27 protein-coding genes are annotated in these 19,889 nt (G+C 63.2%); 12 read left to right on the top strand and 15 right to left on the bottom strand.

Annotated elements, in window-relative coordinates:
• Window positions 1–242 (top strand): type II toxin-antitoxin system ParD family antitoxin (locus tag D0Z70_RS06660; protein WP_147418747.1); only part of this gene is annotated, 242 nt, incomplete at its 5' end.
• A gap of 16 nt (window positions 243–258) precedes the next feature.
• Here D0Z70_RS06660 and D0Z70_RS24580 read toward each other — a convergent pair.
• The 4 genes from D0Z70_RS24580 to sdhC are packed head-to-tail and all read right to left on the bottom strand — an operon-like array spanning window position 259 to window position 3,549.
• Window positions 259–963 carry a hypothetical protein gene (locus D0Z70_RS24580; RefSeq protein WP_147418748.1) on the bottom strand — a complete coding sequence of 235 codons (705 nt, stop codon included), beginning with the start codon at window positions 961–963 and terminating at the stop codon, window positions 259–261.
• Complete coding sequence (gene sdhA, locus D0Z70_RS06665) at window positions 963–2,765, bottom strand: succinate dehydrogenase flavoprotein subunit (protein WP_119744678.1); 1,803 nt, start codon at window positions 2,763–2,765, stop codon at window positions 963–965. Before sdhA ends, D0Z70_RS24580 begins: the two co-directional genes overlap by 1 nt.
• A complete protein-coding gene (gene sdhD / locus D0Z70_RS06670; RefSeq protein WP_006956239.1) occupies window positions 2,765–3,154 on the bottom strand; it encodes a succinate dehydrogenase, hydrophobic membrane anchor protein in 390 nt (129 codons plus the stop codon). The genes sdhA and sdhD overlap by 1 nt, the downstream gene beginning before the upstream one ends.
• Complete coding sequence (gene sdhC / locus D0Z70_RS06675; RefSeq protein WP_119744679.1) at window positions 3,154–3,549, bottom strand: succinate dehydrogenase, cytochrome b556 subunit; 396 nt, start codon at window positions 3,547–3,549, stop codon at window positions 3,154–3,156. The genes sdhD and sdhC overlap by 1 nt, the downstream gene beginning before the upstream one ends.
• 183 nt (window positions 3,550–3,732) lie before the next feature.
• On the opposite strand from sdhC, the gene D0Z70_RS06685 reads away from it, so the two are divergent.
• The 3 genes from D0Z70_RS06685 (at window position 3,733) to D0Z70_RS06695 (ending at window position 6,987) form a co-directional block, all read left to right on the top strand.
• Window positions 3,733–5,085, top strand: coding sequence for a methyl-accepting chemotaxis protein (locus D0Z70_RS06685; RefSeq protein WP_119744680.1), 1,353 nt, complete (start codon window positions 3,733–3,735; stop codon window positions 5,083–5,085).
• Between the two features lie 173 nt (window positions 5,086–5,258).
• Complete coding sequence (locus D0Z70_RS06690; protein WP_119744681.1) at window positions 5,259–6,254, top strand: 50S ribosomal protein L11 methyltransferase; 996 nt, start codon at window positions 5,259–5,261, stop codon at window positions 6,252–6,254.
• 10 nt (window positions 6,255–6,264) lie between these two features.
• Window positions 6,265–6,987 carry a dienelactone hydrolase family protein gene (locus D0Z70_RS06695; RefSeq protein WP_119744682.1) on the top strand — a complete coding sequence of 241 codons (723 nt, stop codon included), beginning with the start codon at window positions 6,265–6,267 and terminating at the stop codon, window positions 6,985–6,987.
• A gap of 84 nt (window positions 6,988–7,071) precedes the next feature.
• On the opposite strand, the gene ruvC is transcribed toward D0Z70_RS06695, so the two are convergent.
• From ruvC to D0Z70_RS06720, 5 genes are all read right to left on the bottom strand, one after another.
• Window positions 7,072–7,563, bottom strand: coding sequence for a crossover junction endodeoxyribonuclease RuvC (ruvC, locus tag D0Z70_RS06700; protein ID WP_006956228.1), 492 nt, complete (start codon window positions 7,561–7,563; stop codon window positions 7,072–7,074).
• A gap of 178 nt (window positions 7,564–7,741) precedes the next feature.
• On the bottom strand, window positions 7,742–8,485 hold the full coding sequence (locus D0Z70_RS06705) for a YebC/PmpR family DNA-binding transcriptional regulator (protein WP_119744683.1): 744 nt from the start codon (window positions 8,483–8,485) through the stop codon (window positions 7,742–7,744).
• 70 nt (window positions 8,486–8,555) lie between these two features.
• On the bottom strand, window positions 8,556–8,882 hold the full coding sequence (locus D0Z70_RS06710) for a heavy metal-binding domain-containing protein (protein ID WP_171899206.1): 327 nt from the start codon (window positions 8,880–8,882) through the stop codon (window positions 8,556–8,558).
• A gap of 188 nt (window positions 8,883–9,070) precedes the next feature.
• Window positions 9,071–9,313, bottom strand: a complete 243-nt coding sequence (locus tag D0Z70_RS06715; RefSeq protein ID WP_006956223.1) for a DUF2312 domain-containing protein — start codon at window positions 9,311–9,313, stop codon at window positions 9,071–9,073.
• Window positions 9,314–9,356: 43 nt separating this feature from the next.
• The gene (locus D0Z70_RS06720) at window positions 9,357–9,656 is read right to left on the bottom strand and encodes a DUF1244 domain-containing protein (protein WP_119744685.1); all 300 of its coding nucleotides are present in this window, start codon (window positions 9,654–9,656) and stop codon (window positions 9,357–9,359) included.
• Between the two features lie 116 nt (window positions 9,657–9,772).
• Here D0Z70_RS06720 and pyk point away from each other — a divergent pair, with 116 nt between their 5' ends.
• Window positions 9,773–11,224, top strand: a complete 1,452-nt coding sequence (pyk, locus tag D0Z70_RS06725) for a pyruvate kinase (RefSeq protein ID WP_119744687.1) — start codon at window positions 9,773–9,775, stop codon at window positions 11,222–11,224.
• On the opposite strand, the gene hemW is transcribed toward pyk, so the two are convergent.
• A complete protein-coding gene (gene hemW / locus D0Z70_RS06730; RefSeq protein WP_119744689.1) occupies window positions 11,221–12,408 on the bottom strand; it encodes a radical SAM family heme chaperone HemW in 1,188 nt (395 codons plus the stop codon). The genes pyk and hemW overlap by 4 nt on opposite strands.
• Between hemW and D0Z70_RS06735 the strand changes: the two genes are divergently transcribed.
• Window positions 12,407–13,084 carry a CAP domain-containing protein gene (locus tag D0Z70_RS06735; RefSeq protein WP_119745172.1) on the top strand — a complete coding sequence of 226 codons (678 nt, stop codon included), beginning with the start codon at window positions 12,407–12,409 and terminating at the stop codon, window positions 13,082–13,084. The two genes, hemW and D0Z70_RS06735, sit on opposite strands and share 2 nt — an antisense overlap.
• Window positions 13,085–13,223: 139 nt before the next feature.
• On the opposite strand, the gene rdgB is transcribed toward D0Z70_RS06735, so the two are convergent.
• The gene (gene rdgB / locus D0Z70_RS06740; RefSeq protein WP_119744691.1) at window positions 13,224–13,853 is read right to left on the bottom strand and encodes an RdgB/HAM1 family non-canonical purine NTP pyrophosphatase; all 630 of its coding nucleotides are present in this window, start codon (window positions 13,851–13,853) and stop codon (window positions 13,224–13,226) included.
• 136 nt (window positions 13,854–13,989) lie between these two features.
• Window positions 13,990–14,706 (bottom strand): ribonuclease PH, encoded by a 717-nt coding sequence (gene rph, locus D0Z70_RS06745; protein ID WP_088183292.1) that lies wholly within the window; start codon window positions 14,704–14,706, stop codon window positions 13,990–13,992.
• Window positions 14,707–14,799: 93 nt separating this feature from the next.
• Here rph and D0Z70_RS06750 point away from each other — a divergent pair, with 93 nt between their 5' ends.
• The 5 genes from D0Z70_RS06750 (at window position 14,800) to D0Z70_RS06770 (ending at window position 17,501) form a co-directional block, all read left to right on the top strand.
• On the top strand, window positions 14,800–15,306 hold the full coding sequence (locus D0Z70_RS06750) for a DUF6438 domain-containing protein (RefSeq protein WP_220475627.1): 507 nt from the start codon (window positions 14,800–14,802) through the stop codon (window positions 15,304–15,306).
• 55 nt (window positions 15,307–15,361) lie between these two features.
• Entirely contained in the window at window positions 15,362–16,408 is a 1,047-nt protein-coding gene (gene hrcA, locus D0Z70_RS06755; protein ID WP_119744693.1) for a heat-inducible transcriptional repressor HrcA, read from the top strand.
• Window positions 16,405–16,956: a nucleotide exchange factor GrpE gene (grpE, locus tag D0Z70_RS06760; protein ID WP_119744695.1), complete on the top strand. Its 552-nt coding sequence runs from the start codon at window positions 16,405–16,407 to the stop codon at window positions 16,954–16,956. The genes hrcA and grpE overlap by 4 nt, the downstream gene beginning before the upstream one ends.
• 77 nt (window positions 16,957–17,033) lie before the next feature.
• Complete coding sequence (locus D0Z70_RS06765; RefSeq protein WP_239018841.1) at window positions 17,034–17,219, top strand: hypothetical protein; 186 nt, start codon at window positions 17,034–17,036, stop codon at window positions 17,217–17,219.
• 3 nt (window positions 17,220–17,222) lie between these two features.
• Entirely contained in the window at window positions 17,223–17,501 is a 279-nt protein-coding gene (locus D0Z70_RS06770) for a DUF2218 domain-containing protein (protein ID WP_119744697.1), read from the top strand.
• 78 nt (window positions 17,502–17,579) lie between these two features.
• Here D0Z70_RS06770 and D0Z70_RS06775 read toward each other — a convergent pair whose 3' ends face one another.
• Together D0Z70_RS06775 and D0Z70_RS06780 are read right to left on the bottom strand one after the other, a co-directional pair.
• A complete protein-coding gene (locus D0Z70_RS06775) occupies window positions 17,580–18,710 on the bottom strand; it encodes a M14 family metallopeptidase (protein ID WP_119744699.1) in 1,131 nt (376 codons plus the stop codon).
• On the bottom strand, window positions 18,707–19,306 hold the full coding sequence (locus D0Z70_RS06780; RefSeq protein ID WP_119744701.1) for a hypothetical protein: 600 nt from the start codon (window positions 19,304–19,306) through the stop codon (window positions 18,707–18,709). The genes D0Z70_RS06775 and D0Z70_RS06780 overlap by 4 nt, the downstream gene beginning before the upstream one ends.
• Window positions 19,307–19,505: 199 nt before the next feature.
• Here D0Z70_RS06780 and ykgO point away from each other — a divergent pair, with 199 nt between their 5' ends.
• Window positions 19,506–19,631 carry a type B 50S ribosomal protein L36 gene (gene ykgO / locus D0Z70_RS06785; RefSeq protein ID WP_003046794.1) on the top strand — a complete coding sequence of 42 codons (126 nt, stop codon included), beginning with the start codon at window positions 19,506–19,508 and terminating at the stop codon, window positions 19,629–19,631.
• A gap of 49 nt (window positions 19,632–19,680) precedes the next feature.
• On the opposite strand, the gene D0Z70_RS24865 is transcribed toward ykgO, so the two are convergent.
• Entirely contained in the window at window positions 19,681–19,845 is a 165-nt protein-coding gene (locus D0Z70_RS24865; RefSeq protein WP_182913872.1) for a hypothetical protein, read from the bottom strand.
• Window positions 19,846–19,889 lie beyond the last annotated feature (44 nt).

A 19,889-nucleotide genomic window follows, 5' to 3' on the forward strand; every position in this document is an offset into this window, starting at 1 on the left:
ACCTATCCGAAAACCGCGATGACCACCCGCGCTGCTGGCTGGCTGCCACAGCGCTATATCGAAAGCGCGCAGCCAGCCAGCAGCGCTACCGTCATAACCTACACCACGTCCGGGGACGCGACCTCGACCGCAAAGTTGCGGAAAGCCGGTTTCGTTCAAGAAGCGAGGCCATTTGTGAGGGAATGAGGCTACTCGAATTGCAAGAAATTCAAATCAAAGAAAATGTTAAGCAGCTGTTTTGAACACTGATTTCAATAATTACAGTGACTTAATATTCTCTAAAATTGCATCCTCATGGATTTTTCCATCTAAAAAGGACCATGGGCAATGGATAGGATATAGCATCCCTAAGAGGGATTTAACGTCATCGTAATCTGGCTCCATAATTTCTGCTTTTGATAACATTGCCCTCACATAGCCATATCGGGCTAGAGATTTCGCATCCAAATCCCCAAGAAGGCCGATAGATAGATCATATTCGCTTAAGAATAGTCGGCAATGAAAGCGAATTTGCGATAGGCCCCATTCATATAGTCCATTGTGAACAGCGTGCCATCGGTTCTGGTCGGGCGCAAACCTCCCGGCAAAGTAATCAGAAAACTTCGCTGGATCTCGGAGATCTTCAATAAGGTCTGAATTATAAGTTTCGCTGATGGCACCGAGATAGACCCGCACCAAGTCATCCTTGAAGGCTCTATACCGGCTTGCCAGCCACGCCCGCATACGACGCCGCTTGGTGTAGGCGGGCACCACAACAACTAATATGTTGAAAATCCAGCTAGAAAAATAACCGAGCGAAACGTCATTTGCGAACGATGATAACCCTCGCGATCCAATCGCTAGCGGAGGTAAAATTTTGTGGCTGACGAGCATTTGCCCCAAGGCAATAATCGCCAGCATAGCCAAAAGAAGCTGAAAAAAGGACTGGCGGAACCATCGTTGCGCCACCAGTCCTTTCGACATCAGTAAACCCGCGCCTTGGGTTTCACATATTCTGCTTCGTCGGTCATCGTATAGTCGTGGACCGGGCGATAATCGAGCGTCACCTTGCCGCCCGAACCGCCCCAGCCTTCGAACCAGCTGATGGTGTGCTTCATCCAGTTTTCGTCGTCGCGGTTGGGGAAATCCTCATGCGCGTGGGCGCCGCGTGATTCCTTGCGCGCTTCGGCGCCTTCCATCGTGCAGATGGCCTGGCTCATGAGATTGTCGAGTTCGAGCGTTTCGACCAGGTCGGTGTTCCAGATCAGCGAGCGATCGCTGACCTTGACGTCCTGGAGCCGCTTGTTGACCGCCTGCATCTGGCGCACGCCTTCGGACAGGAGCGCGCTGTCGCGGAACACGGCGGCGTGCTTCTGCATGGTGCGCTGCATGTCGAGGCGGATGTCCGCCGTCGGCGTCGCGCCCTTGGCATTGCGATAATGGTCGAGGCGGCCGAGCGCCAGGTCGGCGGCGTCGGACGGGAGCGGCTTGTGCGGCGCGTTGGGCTTCAGATTATCCTTGAGGAACAGGCCGGTGGCGCGGCCGAACACGACAAGGTCGATCAGCGAGTTGGAGCCGAGGCGATTGGCGCCATGGACGGACACGCAGGCCGCTTCGCCGACCGCGAACAGGCCGGGCACGATCACTTCCGGGTCATCGCCCTTCTTGGTCACGACCTGGCCATGATAATTGCACGGGATGCCGCCCATATTATAATGGACCGTCGGCGTGACGGGCAGCGGCTGGCGGGTGAGGTCCACGCCCGCGAAAATCTTGCCGCTTTCGGTAATGCCGGGCAGGCGTTCGGCCAGCACCTTGGGATCGATATGGTCGAGGTGCAGGAAGATATGATCCTTATGCTCGCCCACGCCGCGCCCTTCGCGCATTTCCATCGCCATCGAGCGGGACACGACGTCGCGCGACGCCAGATCCTTGGCTGAGGGCGCATAGCGTTCCATGAAACGCTCGCCTTCGGAGTTGGTGAGGTAGCCGCCCTCGCCGCGCGCGCCTTCGGTAATCAGCACGCCCGCGCCGTAGATGCCGGTCGGGTGGAACTGCACGAACTCCAGATCCTGAAGCGGCAGGCCTGCGCGCAGCACCATGCCGCCGCCGTCGCCGGTGCAGCTATGCGCCGATGTGGCGGAGAAATAGGCGCGGCCATAGCCGCCCGTCGCCAGCACGACCGCATGGCTGCGGAAGCGGTGGATCGAGCCATCTTCCATGCACAAAGCGATCACGCCCCGGCACTCGCCATTTTCCATGATCAGGTCGATGGCGAAATATTCGATGTAGAAGTCCGCGTCATATTTCAGCGATTGCTGATAGAGCGCGTGGAGCATGGCGTGGCCGGTGCGGTCGGCGGCGGCGCAGGTGCGCTGCACCGGCGGGCCAGCGCCCATATTCTGCATGTGACCGCCGAAGGGACGCTGGTAGATCGTGCCGTCCTCGTTGCGGCTGAACGGCACGCCGGCATGTTCCAGCTCGATGACGGCGGCGGGGGCTTCGCGCACCATATATTCGATCGCGTCCTGATCGCCCAGCCAGTCGGACCCCTTGACGGTGTCGTACATGTGCCAGGTCCAGTGATCGGGCGAGTTGTTGCCAAGGCTCGCGGCGATGCCGCCCTGCGCCGCCACGGTATGGCTACGAGTCGGGAACAGCTTGGTGATGCAGGCGGTCTTGAGGCCCGCTTCTGCGCTACCCATGGTCGCGCGCAGGCCCGAACCGCCCGCGCCGACAACCACGGTGTCATACACATGGTCGATGATCTTATAGGCTTGCGTCATTATTCGACGACCCCCGTGAAGGCGATCTTGGCGATCGCAAAGACGCCCGCGGCCGCGCCGCCAAAGGCATAGAAGTTGAGCAGCAGCATCGAGAAGAAAGCCAGCCCCTTGTCGTGGACATAATCTTCCAACATCACCTGCATCCCCAGGCGCAGGTGCCAGAAAATGCTGACGATCATCAGCATCATCGGCACCGCGACCAGCGGGTTGGCGATCCACAGCACGACGCTGTCATAGTCGAGACCCGGCAGGCTCAGGAGGCTGAAGATCAGCCACAGCACCAGCAGCAGGTTGCCGACGGCAGTGTAGCGCTGCGCCAGCCAGTGATGCGCGCCATGCCGCGCCGATCCAAGGCCACGGACGCGGCCGATACCAGTACCGTTGCCCATCAGAAGGCCTTTCCGAAAATGTAGAGCCAGACAAGGCCGGTCACCAGCACCGACGCGACCATCGCCGCGATCGACCAGCTCTTGTTGGTGTTCAGTTCATAGCCCGCGCCCATATCCAGCACGAAATGGCGCAGACCTGAAAAGAGATGCTGGAAAAAGGCCCAGGTGATGCCGATCATCACCAGATAGCCAAAGGGCGAGGTCGCGCACTTCATGAAGGTCGCATAAGCTTCCGGCCCAGTCGCGGCGGCCATAAGCCACCAGACCAGACCCAGCGCGCCTACGGTCGCAAGGCCGTTGCCGGTCACGCGGTGCAAAATGGAGATGGCCATAGCCGGACCCCATTTCCAGATCGTCAAATGCGGCGAGAGCGGCCGGCTGTTGGATCGCGCCATGTCTACCCTTGTCCCTATAAGTCCCTTAAGTGCGATCCCCTTAAGAGCGAACGCGGATGAGGGCAAGCCACGCAAAGCATGGCTGCCCCAACGACCGTGTCGTGCGAGCATAAGAAGTGATTAACCAAAGCGCGCTAAGGTCACCTTGCTAAAGACCATTGCACCAACAGGGGCTGTCCCATCATGTCGTCCTTCGCCGTATCACCTGCCAACAACAGTAACGGTATAGTCAGCTCGGAACTGATCGCGAAAATTGATCCCGACAACAGGTTGTCCGAGGGCGCGCGGGAAATCGGCATGTTGATTCAGGATAGTCTCGCCAGCGTGGGCGCGGCCTTCTTCAAGACATATATGCGTGAAACCGGCCTGCGCGACAAACTCAGCCCCGCTGCCATCAACGCGATCGAGGCGGCGACGCATCATTATGTCGAACAGAAATTATTGTATTTCAAGGATGCCGTGTGGGCAAGGTCGTCCGCCGACTGCGTGCGCAGTGCGCGCAAACATGGGGTATCTGTGCGATCCGTGCTGGGCGCCGTAGCCGCAGCCAACGAAAGAATCACCGAACTCATCTGGCAATATAGCCGCGACGACGAAGCCCGCAGCCAGCGACTGACCATCATCATGCTTCATATATCGATGATGGATGCAGGCTTTATGAGCAATGTCCTGACCAACGACCAAGCCGAAGCGCAGCGCGCCGAGCGTCAGCGCTTTGGTTCCTTGTTCGAACAGCGAATCGTCGGCGAGATCGACGGCGCGACGCGTCTTGGCGAATCGCTGCGCGAACAGGCCAAGGATGCGTCCGCCGCCACGCGCGGGATGCTGGGCAAGGCGTCGGAAGTCGCAGCGGCTGCCGAACAATCCGCCCTCGCGATGCGGGAAGCCGCGCGCACATCGGCCGGACTGATCCGCGCGATCGAGGATGCGCGCACCGAAGTGGAAGGCGCGGCGGGCGTTGCCCTGCGCGCCGCCAAACAATCGGGCGACGCGGTCACCATGTCCTCCACCCTGTCCGATCATGCTAAATCGATCGAATCGATTCTGGGCCTGATCCGCGACATTGCCGGGCAGACCAACTTGCTCGCGCTCAACGCCACGATCGAGGCGGCACGCGCAGGCGATGCTGGACGCGGCTTTGCCGTGGTGGCGCAGGAAGTCAAAAGCCTGGCCAACCAGACCGCCCGCGCGACCGACGAGATTGCGGGCAAGATTGCCGACATTCAGGCATCGACCCGCCAGTCGGTGGAAACCAATGAACGCATCCGCGACACGGTGGGTGAAGTGCAGGCCAGTGCCGAACGCATCCGCCACGCCATGGACGCGCAGGCGCAGACCGTCACCATGATCACCGCGGCCGTCGATGAAACCGCACTGGCGGCCGATTCGATGTCGACCACCATTTCGGCGATCCGGCAGGACACCGAAGTCGTTGCGTCGGAAATCGACCAGTTGGAACGTGGCTTTGTCAGTGTCGAAGGCAAGCTTGCCAGTCTGCGTCACGCATCATCCGATTTCGGGCGGCAGGTCGCGTAAGATTGGGCTGATGCCGGGCTGCAAATAGCGCCTTCCTGCGCTTCCAGTGCTCACGTGCTTTAAGCACGCTGCGTGCTGGTTCTCGAAAGTCACTATTTTCGCTCCGGCCTGAGCCCAATCTGGCAATTGTGAGGTTCTTCCCCTCCCCTCCATGGTCGGCTAAAGGCGGCGGCATGACCGCTGCCACACATTCCGCACAAAGCTGGAAAGTCACCCTGCCCTGCACCCGCGCCGAAGCCGAGGCGCTGGACGGGGATATTGCCGCCTTTGCGCTGATGGACCGCCCGCCGGTGCTGATGACCAGCGAAGCGGCACCCGACGACGACAATGTCTGGCAGCTGGATGCCTATTTCGAGGGTAAGCCCAGCGCCGCCGCGATCAAGCTGTTGCGCTCTATGGTGCCCAGCGCTGCGGGAACCAAGCCGCTGGTCGAGGCGCTGCCGGACGAGGATTGGGTAACGCTGAGCCAGCAGGGGCTTGAGGCCGTCACCGCCGGGCGCTTCCATGTCCGCAACCTTGCCGACGACCCGGAACAGCCGGGACAGGTCAATATATTGATCGCCGCCAGCCGCGCCTTTGGCACGGGCCAGCATGAAACCACGGCCGGCTGCCTGGCTATGCTCGACCGGATGCGCCGGGTGGGGATGCGGTTCAACAATATCGCCGACATCGGCACCGGCACAGGGCTGCTTGCCTTTGCCGCGATGAACTTGTGGCCGCGCGCCTATGCGATTGCATCGGACATTGATCCGGTCGCGGTCGAGATCAGCGCTGAAAATGCCGTAACTAATGGCGTGCCGACAGGTGCCGGGCCGGGGCAGTTGGCGCTGGTCACCGCCGCCGGGGTCAATCATGCCGCGATTATCGGTCGCGCACCCTATGATCTGCTGATCGCCAATATTTTGGCCGGGCCGCTGGTCGAACTCGCGCCCTCGCTTTGCGCGCTGGTCGAGGATGGTGGGACGATCCTGCTGGCGGGCCTGCTCGATACGCAGGCTGATGCGGTGCTGGCGGCCTATCGCGCGCAGGGGATGCGGCTGGCCGAACGTGCCGACCGGGGCGACTGGCCGACGCTGCGCCTGCGCAAGCGCCCGCGCATCGGCTGGAAACGGCCCAACCGCCTGAACCCCGCGGCACGCGGCGAAGCGCCGGGCTTTGGCAGTATTTAGGAGCGACACTATGAGCATCACGCGCCAGACCATCGTCCATGAAGGACCGGGCGGCCTGTTCGAGAGCATGGTCGTGGTCGATAGCGCCGCCTCCGTGCCGCTGCCCGGCATCCTGCTCTTTCCCAATGTGCTGGGGACCAAGGAGGCTGATTTCGCCTATGCGGAAAAGGTGGCGGCGCTGGGCTATGTCGTGCTGGTCGTGGATCTCTATGGTCAGGGCAAGCGGACCACCCGCGCCGATCCCGACCCGGCGCGCTATATGGCGGAGATGAACGCTGACCGCGCCCTATTGCGCGACCGTCTGCTGTCTGCCCATGCGCTGTTGAAGGGGCTGGATGGGGTGGATGCGACGCGCACTGCTGCGATCGGATTCTGCTTTGGCGGCAAAGGCGTGCTGGACCTGGCGCGCGCTGGCGCGGACATGGCGGGCGGCGTCAGCTTCCATGGCGTCTATGACGCTCCACCCTTCCCCAATGCCGCGATCCGCGCGAAATTGCTGGTCTGCCATGGCTGGGACGATCCGATCGCGCCGCCCGATGCGACCGTGGCGCTGGCACAGGAATTGACCGCAGCGGGTTGCGACTGGCAGATCCACGCCTATGGCCGCACTTGTCATGCCTTTACTGACGAAAGCGTCAACATGCCGGAAAAGGGGCTGGCCTATAGCGCGGATGCGGACCGGCGGAGTTTTCGCGCGATGGTGGGGTTTCTGGAAGAGCTGTTTGGAGGTTAGGCAGAACCTCCGTTCGTCCTGGCGAGATGACCGGGATATTCAGGATCGGGAACACATGGCACTTGGACGATAACGATTTGAAATTCAACGCGTCGGGATACGTCGCGCGCTGGCGAGGTGATGGGCGTGGGTGATCGCGACGGCGAGCGCGTCCGCCGCGTCCGGCCCGGCGATCTTCACGCCGGGCAGCAGGCGCGATACCATGGCGTGGACCTGATCCTTCGACGCATTGCCCACGCCGACGACGGATTTTTTGACCAGCCGCGCGGCATATTCGCCGACCTCCATGCCAGACCGCGCGGCATTGAGCAGGATCACGCCGCGTGCCTGCCCCAGTTTCAGCGTCGATTGCGGATTGACGTTCACGAACACCTCCTCGACCGCCGCGCCATCGGGCCGATGTTCGAGGATCAGGTCCGTGAGCGCCAGATCGAGCGCCAGCAGCCGTGTCGCCAGCGGCATCGCGCTGTCGGTCTTGATCTGGCCATTGCCCAGATGCGTGAGCCGGTTGCCATCGGCGGCGATCAGCCCCCAGCCGGTGGTGCCAAGGCCGGGGTCGAGGCCGAGGAGGATCATCGGAATTTCCTCGCCCCATCAGGGGAGAGGATAGCAAGGCTTGCCGACGTGTCGGCTAGCCGCGCTTGGAGAGGGGGGAGATAGTCGCGGATGGCAGCGCCCCCTCTCCCAGCTTCGCCTAGGCGGCAAAGCCGCCAAGGCTGCGCAACCCTCTCCCCAAGGGGAGAGGGACAGGGGTTCAACCCAGTTTCTCCATTACCGCGTCGGACACTTCATAATTGCCCCAGACGGTCTGGACATCGTCATCATCTTCCAGCGTGTCGACCAGCTTCATCAGCGTGGCGGCGTTAGCTTCATCGACTTCGACGGTGGTCGTGGGTTTCCAGGCGAGCTTCGCGCCATCCGCCGGACCAAGGCTCGCTTCCAGCGCCTTGGCGACTTCGTGAAGCGCGTCCATCGCGGTCCAGATTTCATGTTCGTCCTCGTTGGACGACACATCCTCCGCGCCCGCTTCAAGGGCCGCCTCGAAGATCGCATCGGCGTCGCCTGCGCTGGCAGGATAGGTGATCAGGCCGACGCGGTCGAAACCATGGCTCACCGCCCCGGACGCGCCGAGATTGCCGCCATTTTTGGAAAAAGCGGTGCGTATGTTGGTCGCGGTGCGATTGCGGTTGTCGGTCAGCGCCTCGACGATGATGGCAATGCCTGCGGGGCCATAGCCCTCGTAGCGCACTTCCTCATAATTCTCGCCGCCCGCCGCGTTCGCCTTGTCGACGGCGCGCTGGATATTGTCCTTGGGCATGGACTGCGCCTTGGCGGCGTTGATCGCCAGCCGCAGGCGCGGGTTCATGTCCGGGTCGGGCATCCCCATCTTGGCCGCGACGGTGATTTCGCGGCTCAGCTTGGAAAACATCGATGAGCGCTTCTTGTCCTGCGCGCCCTTGCGATGCATGATATTCTTGAATTTGGAATGGCCGGCCACGGCCTTCTCCTGACATTATCTGGTGAAACACGAGCGCGCTCTCTAGCGAGGGGCGCGCCCGTGCGCAATGTTACACGAGGATGGCGGTCCCCGATGCCGACACCATCAGCATCGAGCCGTTCGCGCCCAACACTTCATAGTCGAGATCAACGCCAACGACCGCATTGGCACCCAGCGTCGCGGCACGCATTCGCATCTCGCCGATCGCCTGCTCCCGCGCGCGTTGCAACACATCCTCATACGCGCCCGACCGGCCGCCGACGATGTCGCGCACGCTGGCGAACAGATCGCGGAACAGATTGGCACCCACGATCACCTCGCCGGTGACGATGCCCAGATATTCCTTGGCAGGCCGTCCTTCCAGACGGCTGGTGGTGCTGACGATGATCTCGGACATTTCACTCTCCCGTTCGTGCTGAGTAAGGACTGAGCCTGTCGAAGGCCTGTATCGAAGCATAGTGCGTGCCGCGGTCCTTCGATACGCTGCTTCGACTTCACCTTTGGTGAAGTTTATCCTGAGCGCCTGCTGCAAGCAGGCAGTCGAAGGGCTCAGCAGCTGCTCAGGACGAACGGGTAAGATGCCCGCTATTCCATACCCAGCGCGGACAGGTAGGTCTGGAGGATGGCTTCCATTTCCTGCCGGTCGTGGGGCTGCATCTTCCGCAGGCGGACGATCTGGCGCATGATCTTGGGGTCGTAGCCGGTCGCCTTGGCTTCCAGATAGACGTCCTTGATGTCGTCGCCGATGCCCTTTTTCTCTTCTTCCAGGCGCTCGATACGCTCGATCAGCAGGCGGAGCTGGTCGGCAGCGACATTGGGTTCAGTCATGGGATCGTGTCTCCAAAAATATGTGAATCGGTTGGAGGGCGTCCTAGTGGCTGTCGGCGTTCTTCGCCACACTCTCTTTCATCCGCGCGATCTGCTGTGGCGTCGCTTCGCCCTGATAACGAGATTTCCATTCGGCAAAGGACATCCCGTGGATGATCTCACGCGCCTGATCCTTTGTCAGGCCGCCGTCCGCCTCTGCCACCCAGTCGGCCAGGCAATTGCGGCAAAAGCCCGCCAGCCCCATCAGGTCGATATTTTCGACGTCCGTGCGATGCTGCAAATGCATCACCAGACGGCGGAAGGCGGTTGCGGCGGCGGCATCTGTGAGTATGGTGTCGCTCATCGGCGGACCCTTTCGCTGATCTACATCATCCTGTCGTGCAGCACGGATAACCCATAACGACGCGCTAGCAAGGTCCTAGACCAAGCCAGCAGCGATCATGACGGCCAGGAGACTATATGTCACGACTACCGCCCCGCTCGCGCAAGGTCCGCATTCTTGCGACGCTTGGTCCTGCGAGCGATACGCCCGAAATGATCCGGGCGCTGTTCGTTGCCGGGGCCGACGCCTTTCGCATCAATATGAGCCATGGCGCGCATGAGGATCATGCCGCGCGCATCGCCACCATCCGCGCGCTTGAAAAGGAATTTCAGCGGCCCACCACAATCCTGGGCGACCTTCAGGGGCCAAAGCTGCGCGTTGGCACGTTCGAGAAGGGGCTGGCGCTGCTGGAGACCGGCGCGCCCTTCATTCTGGACCGGGACGAGACGCCGGGCGATTCGCGCCGGGTGAACCTGCCCCACCCGGAAATCTATGCCGCGCTGGTGCCAGAAACCCGGTTGCTGCTGGACGATGGCAAGATGGTGCTGCGCGTGAAGGCGATCAGCGAGGACCGGATCGACACCATCGTCGAGGTTGGCGGGACGCTGTCCAACCGCAAGGGCGTGAACGTCCCCGACGTTGTGGTGCCGGTCCCGGCGCTGACCGACAAGGACCGGCGTGACCTGAGCTTTGCCATGCAACAGGGGTGCGACTGGATTGCCTTGAGCTTCGTGCAGCGGCCAGAGGATCTGGCCGAAGCGCGCAAGCTGATGGGCGGCTATGGATCGCTGATGGCCAAGATCGAAAAGCCGTCGGCCGTGCAGCGGCTGGAGGAGATTATCGAGATGGCCGATGGCGTGATGGTCGCGCGCGGCGATCTGGGCGTCGAATTGCCGCCCTATGACGTGCCGCCGCTGCAAAAGCAGATCGTCGCTACCGCGCGCCGCATGGGTCGCCCGGTGGTGGTCGCGACCCAGATGCTCGAATCGATGATCAAGTCCCCCTCCCCCACCCGCGCCGAAGTGTCGGACGTGGCGACGGCGGTCTATGACGGGGCGGACGCGGTCATGCTGTCGGCGGAAACTGCGGCGGGCGACTGGCCGGTCGAGGCGGTGGCGATGATGGACGCGATCGCTCACAGCGTGGAGCGTGATCCGGGCTATCTCGCCCGGCTGCATTTTACCGAGACGCTGCCCGACCCGACCACCGCCGACGCGCTGGCCGAGGCGACGGGGAATATCGTCAATGTCGTGGGCGCCAGTGCGATCACCTGCTTCACCTCTTCGGGAAGCACGGTGCGGCGCGTGGCGCGCGAACGGCCGTCCGCGCCGATCCTGGCGCTGACCCCGCGCACTGACACCGCGCGCAAGCTGGGGCTGACCTGGGGCGTCCATGCGATCCGCACCAAGGATATCGGCAATTTCGAGGAAATGATCGGCAAGGCCCGCCGCATGGCCCTGCGCCACGGCATGGCCGAAAAGGGCGGCAAGATCGTCGTGCTGGCCGGGGTTCCGTTCGGCACGCCGGGATCGACCAATGTGCTGCATGTCGCGGCGGTGCGCGGGGATGAACTGAAGGATCGGGATTAAATCGCCACCACCTCCGGCAGGATCGCGTCGAGCAGGAGCATTCCGGCGGGCGCGACTTGCAGGCGGGTGTCGGTCAGGTGGATGAGGCCCAGGTCGGTGAGCTGGTCGATGGCGCGGTCATCGACCAGCTTTGCCACAGCAACGCCTGACAGCGCCGCGATGCGGGCGAGATCGACCCCCTCGCCCAGCCGCAGCCCCATCAGTAGCGCCTCACGCGCGCGTTCCTCGCCTGCCAATGGCTGTTCGGTTTGCAGGCCATGGCCGTTGCGGCTGACTGCGCCGATCCAGTTTTCCGGCTTTTTGTGGCGCTGAGTCGCCATGCCCCCGCGCCGCCCGTGCGCGCCGGGACCAACGCCGACATAATCGCCATAGCGCCAATAGGTCAGGTTATGGCGGCTCTCCTGACCGGCGCGGGCGTGGTTGCTGATTTCATAAGCGGGGATGCCCGCCGCGCCGGTCATGGAGGCGGTCAGTTCATAGAGGGTTGCACCATGATCGGGGTCGGCGGGCGTCATCCTGCCCTGCGCCACCAGCGTGGCGAAGCGGGTGCCGGGTTCGATCGTCAGCTGATAGAGCGAGAGATGGCCGGTGCCGAAGGAGAGCGCCTGGGCCAGTTCGGCCTCCCATTGGGCCTCGCTCTGGTCGGGGCGGGCGTAGATCAGGTCGAAGCTCACCCGGTCGAACACGGACTGGGCGGTGTCGAGCGCGGCCAGCCCTTCGGTGACGTCATGGGCGCGGCCGAGGAAGTGGAGCGCGTCATTATCCAGCGCCTGCAAGCCCAGCGACACGCGGTTGACCCCGGCGGCGGCGAGATCGGCAAAGCGGGCGGCCTCGACCGAGTTGGGATTGGCCTCCAGCGTGATCTCGATATTGGGGGTGAAGCCCCAATGGCGTTCCGCCGCCGCGATCAGATCTGCGACCAGCGTGGGCGGCATCAGCGAGGGCGTGCCGCCGCCAAAGAAGATGGATGAGAGCGGGCGGCCAGCGGTCAGTGCGGCCTCATGCGCCATGTCGGCCAGGAGCGCGCTGCGCCACGCTTCAACATCTATGCCATCACGAACGTGACTGTTAAAATCGCAATAGGGACATTTGGATACGCAAAAGGGCCAATGCATATATAAGGCCAAAGCGTCGGCGGGGGCTGACGCCGATGGGAATGGAGATTCGGGGGGAATGACGGCCATGGCTGGGGGCAGCCCTAATCTGTTTTTACGCGCCGGGCTATGGGCGGCGTTGCTGATCGCGAGCGGAGCGCAGGCGGCGTCCGATAGCGCGCCGGGGAGCAAGGCGGCGGTTGCGGCGCCTGTTGCTGTGCCGACCGGGGTGGTCATGCCCGCCGCTTATTATGGCATGGAGGAAGCCCCACGCGGCGACCCGCTGCTGCGGGCCGTGATGCTGGAGGCTCATAATGGCGAGCGGGCGCAGGTAGGCGTCGCAGCGCTGGAATGGGATGAAGCGCTGGCGGCGGACGCGGCGCGCTATGCCGCCGACATGGCGCAGACTGGTGCGTTCCGTCACAGCCCGCGCGCCAGCCGGACAATCCCCAGCGGCGAAAATCTGTGGATGGGGCCGCGCCGCCTCTATGGCTATAATGTCATGGTCGGCGCGTTTGCGGACGAGAAAAAGCTGTTTCGGGCGGAGGGCAAATTGCCCGACCTCAGCACAAGCGGGCGCTGGCAGGATGTCGGCCATTATAGCCAGATGATCTGGCGCGGTACCCGCAAGGTCGGCTGCGCGCTGGGTGAAGGCGCGAATTATGACTATCTGGTGTGCCGCTATTTTCCCGCTGGCAATGCCTTTGGGCAAGGGCCGCTGGATGGGGACGCAGCGCCGATCGAGTTGGCGAGCGGGGGACGGTAATTCCTCCCCGGCACGGGGAAGGGGACCGGCGAAGCCGGTGGAGGGGGCTGGCCGTCATACGCAACCATAGTGGCCAGACGAACGCCCCCTCCGTCGCGCTTCGCGCGCCACCTCCCCGTGCCGGGGAGGAGTGGGAAGATCAAATTACCGCTGCTACCAGTTTCCTGAACGCATCGGCGCGGTGGCTCATGGCATGTTTCGCGTCCGGGTCCATTTCGCCGAAGCTGATGTCGAACCCCAGCGGCTGGAACATGGCGTCATAGCCAAAGCCATTGGCGCCGCGCGGTGGCCAGACGAGGGTACCGTCGACCCGCCCCTCAAACGCCTCGACATGGCCGTCGGGCCAGGCGAGGGCGAGAGCGCAGATGAAATGGGCATCATGGCCCGCATCCGGGCCTTTGGCGGTGACCCCGTCCCAGACCTTTTGCATGGCGAGGGTGAAGTCCTTGGTCTCACCCGCCCAGCGCGCCGAAAACAGTCCCGGATCGCCGCCCAGCGCTTCGACGCACAGGCCGCTATCGTCGGCCAGCGCGGGCAGGCCGGACAGGTCGGCAGCCTGCAAGGCCTTGAGTTCCGCATTGGCGATGAAGGTGGTGCCGGTCTCCTCCGGTTCGGGCAGGTCGAGCGAGGCGGCGGAGATCGGCTCGATCCCGTAGGGACCAAGCAGCGCGGCGATTTCGCGCACCTTGCCCGCATTATGGCTGGCGATCACCAGCTTGCCGGGGGCGAGCTTTCGGATCGCCTGTTCCTGTCCGAATTGGTCGGTCATGATCTGATTCCCAGTTATGAACCAAAACTCCGTTCGCCCTGAGCGAAGTCGAAGGGCTCGCCTGAGCTTTGGCGAAGGCTGCACCTCGCTTCGCTCGGCGGAAGGCTTCGACTTCGCTCAGCCCGAACGATCCTGTTTACCGCCCCGTCGCGGCATCCTGCGCGGCGAAGATTTTGGCGCAGCCGATGCGTGCCAAACGCAGCAAGCGGAGCAGTTCTTCCTCGTCATAGGCCGCGCCTTCGGCGGTGGCCTGGACTTCGGCGAATTTGCCGTCGCCGGTCAGGATCAGGTTGGCGTCCGTCTCGGCATTGCTGTCCTCGGCATAATCGAGGTCGAGGACCGGCGTGCCTTCATAGATGCCGCAGCTGATGGCCGCGACCTTCTGGATGATGGGATCTTCCTTGAGCGCGCCGGACGCCAGCAACTTGTCCACCGCGATGCGCAGCGCGACCCACGAGCCGGAGATCGCCGCCGTGCGGGTGCCGCCATCGGCCTGGATGACGTCGCAATCGATCACGATCTGGCGTTCGCCCAGCTTCTTCATGTCCACCACAGTGCGCAGCGAGCGACCGATGAGGCGCTGGATTTCCTGCGTGCGGCCCGACTGCTTGCCCTTGGCCGCTTCGCGGCTGCCGCGGGTGTGGGTGGCGCGGGGCAACATGCCATATTCGGCAGTGACCCAGCCCGACCCCTTGCCGCGCAGGAAGGGCGGCACTTTTTCTTCCACCGACGCGGTGCAAAGCACGCGGGTGTCGCCGAAACTGATCAGGCAGCTTCCTTCGGCATGGATGGTGAAGCCTGGCTCCATGGTGATGTCGCGCATCTGGTCGGGCGCGCGGCCGGAAGGACGCATGTTCTTTTCTCCAAAACGGTCAGGGGACGGCGCTTAGCGCCCGGCGGCGTTTCTTGCCAGTGCCAAGCGCGCAATTAGGCGATAAGAAGGGTCATGATGATCAGAATGATGATAGCCGCCACCGCGATGCTGCTGACCGGATGTGCCACCGCCGACACTGAGCTGGACATACCGCGCGCCGCCGGTGACACGATCCGCTTCACCGCCGGACGCTGCTTTGGTGCCTGCCCGGCCTATAGCGTACGGGTGACGCCGGACGGATCGGGCCTGCTGGAGCCGGAGAAATTCACCGCCGTGCCGGGGCCGACCCGCTTTACCGTGACCCCCGCGCAATATCGGCAGCTGCGCGCGGCGCTGGCCCCGTACAAGCCGCCGGTCGGCACGGAAAAGAGGATCGCCCATGGCGAGAATTGCACCCGCTTTGCGACCGACATGCCCGGATATCGCATCGAATGGACGCGGGGCGAGGCCAAGCCGACGCGGCTCGACTATCAATCGGGCTGTATGGACGCGCGCTATGGGAAGCTGCGCACGACAATCGGCGGCATCCCCAAATTGCTGGGGATCGAACCGATGCTCAAGCCCAAGCCTGCCCAATAGGCCGGTTGGGCACGCAGACGTTGAGCATGGGCGCAATCCATCCTACATCGTGCCGATGACACCAACCACACCCATGACCGAATTGAATGATCGCGCCCGCGACGTCTTTCGCCTGGTGGTGGAAAGCTATCTGGGCACCGGTCTGCCGGTCGCGTCGCGGACGCTCAGCAAGATGGCCGCGCTCAGCCTGTCGCCCGCCTCCATCCGCAATGTGATGCAGGACTTGGAGGAGCTGGGCCTGCTGGCAGCGCCGCATACGTCGGCGGGGCGGATGCCAACCGAAACGGGGCTGCGGCTGTTCGTCGACGGGATGATGCAGGCCGCGTTGCCATCGGCGGAAGAACGGCGCGCGATCGAGGCAGGGCTGGCCGAGGCCGGGCCGATCGAGGAAGCGCTGTCCGCCGCCACTGCCGCGCTGTCGGGCCTGTCGGCCTGCGCGGGGATCGTGATGGTGCCACGGCGCGAGCCGGTGTTGCGCCAGTTCGGTTTCGTGCCGCTGAACGACCGGCAGGCGCTGGCCGTGCTGGTCGGGCAGGACGGATCGGTCGAAAATCGCGTGCTGGACCTGCCGCCTGGCGTGTCTCCCTCCATGCTCAACGAAGCAGCCAATTTCATGTCGGCGCGCTTTGCGGGCATGACGTTGCGGCAGGCGGGTGATCATCTGGCGCAGGAGATGGAGAACGAGCGTAGCGCGCTCGACGGCGCGGCGCGGGATCTGGTGGAGCGCGGCATCGCCATCTGGTCGCATGACGCCGATGACCGGCCGGTGCTGATCGTGCGGGGCCAGGCCCATCTGATCGACGATGGCACGGCGGCGGACCTGGAACGGGTGCGGCAATTGCTGGAGCAGCTGGAGGGCAAGCAGGAAATATCCCGCCTGCTGGAGAGCGCATTGGCGGGCAGCGCGACCAAAATCTTCATCGGATCGGAAAACAAGCTCTTTTCCCTGTCGGGTTCTTCGGTCATAGCCGCCCCCTATCGTGGCGCGGACGGCCGGGTGGTCGGCGTGGTCGGCGTGATCGGCCCCACGCGCTTGAACTATGCACGGGTGATCCCCATGGTGGATTTCACCGCACAAACGCTGTCGAGATTGATGAGATGAGCGAAGAAAATCTGAACGTCGAAAATACCGAAGTCGTGGACCAATTGCCGGAGGATGCGCCCGTGGCCGATGCCAGTGCAGAGCGCATCGCCGCGCTGGAAGCGGAACTCGCGACCGCCAAGCAGGACATTCTCTATGCCCATGCCGACACGCAAAATGTGCGCCGCCGGCTGGAAAAGGAGCTGGCCGACACCCGCGCCTATGCCGCGACCAATTTTGCCCGCGACATATTGTCGGTCGCCGACAATCTGAGCCGCGCGCTCGCCACCATCCCCGCCGACCTGCGCGAGGATGAGAAGTTCAAGGGTCTGGTCGTCGGGCTGGAAGCCACCGGCCGCGAGCTGGAGGCGGTGTTTGGCCGCAACGGCATCAGCAGAATCGAATCGGTCGGCCAGCCGCTCGACCCCAACAAGCATCAGGCGATGATGGAAGTCCCCTCCGCCGATGCCGCGCCCGGCACGATCCTCATTGAGATGCAGGCGGGCTATATGATCAAGGACCGGCTGCTGCGCCCGGCCATGGTCAGCGTGGCGAAAGCGCCGGAATAAGGCTTTTCACCGTTTTCGAGCGTTGAAATCAGAAACGCCCGTCTGGTTTTTGCCGGCGGGCGTTTTGCTGTGTGGTCATGGAGCGGATTGCGTCGCTGGCCCATAAAGCCGGACAGACCGATAGCGCGCCCCTACGCCGGGCGATGCACAATCTGCGCATGGCGATCCAGGGGCGGCTTGAAAAGGAAGGGGCCGATGCCCAGACCATGTTCGACGTCGCGTCCCTGATCGACGAGGCCGCCACCAAGATCGAAAGGCTCTAAGTCATGACGCTGACCGCCCATGTCCCCACGCCCAACGCCAGCCGCTATCTCCAGCAGCTGTGCAAACATTGGAGCCACAAGTTCGAGACGGAGTGTGATCCGCAATCGGGCGTCATCGCCTTCCCAATGGGACCGATCCGCATGGCCGCGCAGGAGGAGGCGCTGGTGGTGACGATCGATCCGACCCCGGAGGCCGATGTCGCGGTGTTCAAGAAGGTGGTCGCGGAGCATCTCGACCGCTTTGCGTTTCGGGAAGCGCCGCTGGCATTTGATTGGAAATAGGCTGTGTGTTCCCGCGCAGGCGGGAACCCGGATCAGACCGTGGGACTGGGTTCCCGCCTGCGCGGGAACACGTTATTCCTAGATATCCCCGATCATCTCCGCCAGCACGGCCAGGCAATCCTTGCCCAGTTGAGCGGAGCGGGCGGGGGACCAGCCGAAATCGGCGTCGGGCAGGTCGTCATTATCCTTGAACGGCATTTCCAGCGTCATCGCCACCGCGCCGAAGCGTTCGGCGACCTGATTGGTGGACATGGACAGGTTTGCCCGCCCCTCCCCCGCTACCGGATAGCCCAGCCGCGTCTGGAAATCGGGCGTGCGGCTGGCAAGCGTGTCGCGATAGCGGTGGTAGAGGGTCAGTTGGCGTTCGGTGATGGACGGGATGCCTTCAAAGCCCGCGATAAACACCGCAGGGATCGCTTCGTCGCCATGCACGTCGATGGCAAGATCGACGCCGGTTTCGTCCATCGCCGCGCGGACCAGAAATACCTCCGGGCTGCGCTCCATCGACGGTTCATGCCATTCGCGATTGAGGTTCACGCCGACCGCATTGGTGCGCAAATGGCCCCGGCGGCTGCCGTCCGGGTTCATGTTGGGCACCAGATGGATGGTCGCTTTCTGGCGTAGCAGGCGCGCGACCGAATCCTCCTCGTCGCACAGCCGTTCCAGCGCGCCTTCCATCCACCATTGCGCCATGGTTTCGCCCGGATGCTGACGGGCATACAGCCACACCTGTTTCGGCCCTTCGCCCATAGTCAGGAGGTCGATCGGCTGGCCGTCCAGCGTCAGCCCCAGTTCGCGGTGGGTGACGCCCGGCTGGCAGGCGGCAAAGGCGATCAGGTCATGGTGGCGCTCCATCGAATAGGGCGCGAAATAGGCGACCCAAAGCGCATTGCTGTCCGGCTCCAGCCGGATCGTCAGCGTACCATCGGCATAGCTGGTATCGGCCTGGCTCCAGGTTTCGCGATCCTCGCTCACCCGCGCCTTATAATTGGCCCAGCCGTCAGGATAGGCCGACCCGCCGCAATTGACGATCGCCAGTTCCACGGAGCGCCCGGCGGCGTTGGCCACGCGAAAATGGAACCATTGATAGAAATCGCTCTGATGGTCGGTCACGATTTCCAGTTCGGCGCGGACACCCTCTGGCGTGTCGGTGATGGAAAGGACGCGGATATTGCCGCTGTCGAATGCGCTGGTGATGGAGATGGTCATTTGACGGTTATAGTGCGCCCGGAATCGCCCGGATAGCCCCCGATCAGCGCGGCGCTCAGCTTTTGTGCGGCAAGGCCCGGTTGCGCGGCGGGCGTGCCTTCGCGGGCCTGCGTCAGGGCGCGGCCTTCCCAGATCATCGTCGAATCGGCGCGGCGGCGCAGCTGCACCTGCAATTCGGTGGTGACGATATCCTTGGGCTTGCCCGACAGGTTGATGCCGATGCCCACGCCCAGCCCGGAATAGCCGCCGCTGCCGATACCGCCGCCCACGCCGACGCTGACCGGCTTGTCGCTGCTGCGGTCGATGCCGGCAGGGCGGAAGCTGCGGCGGAAGGCGACGCTGGCGACATAGTCGCTGGTTGCGCCTGCGGTAACAGGAGTGAAACCGACCCGCTGCCACTCCTGCGCCACGGCGGCGGCATAGGTGCGAAATTCCAGGCTGATATCGGGATTGCCGCGCATTTCCTCCACCGCGATCGTGCCGCTGCGCGCGGGATCACCGATATGGAAGCGGGTCACCTCCACCGGGGGAATCGCCGTCGCGCACGCGCTCAAGGACAGGGCAAGGCTGGCGGCAAGGATCAGGCGCTTCGACATGGCATCTACTCCAACGGGGCATATTCCGCTAAACGACGCGGACAGCATAATTCCTTCAACGCTCCAAGCCATCAACTTGCTGCACGGGGGATGAACGGAGGCAAAAGTCGCGCCGCCGGACTTGACTTAAGCCCGTCCCGCCCATAGGGGCAGCGCTTCGATTTTCCGCTAAAGCCAGATTCTAAGAAGGCAGACTTCCATGAAGATCCGCAACTCGCTCAAGTCGCTCAAGGACCGTCATCGCGATAACCGCGTGATCCGCCGTCGCGGCCGCACCTATGTGATCAACAAGACCAACCGCCGCTTCAAGGCCCGCCAGGGCTAAGCCATGCGGTGAGGCCTGCCGCCGTACTATGCGACGGTCGGCAAGCCTTTCATGATATTGGGACCGTCGGGTCCTGTCCGAGCGCCTGATCGATGCCGATCAGGCGCTCGACGCATTTGTGCGGCATCGGGTGATTCGAGCTGAGAGTGAAGGCGATCGCACCGATGCTCTGATCTTCACGACACGCAAAAAAGCCATCCATAGGCAGACCCATGGATGGCTTTCGCCTTCGCAATCCTGTCGATGCAGTGGAGCGTG

Source organism: Sphingobium terrigena (assembly GCF_003591655.1).
Lineage (GTDB): Bacteria > Pseudomonadota > Alphaproteobacteria > Sphingomonadales > Sphingomonadaceae > Sphingobium > Sphingobium terrigena.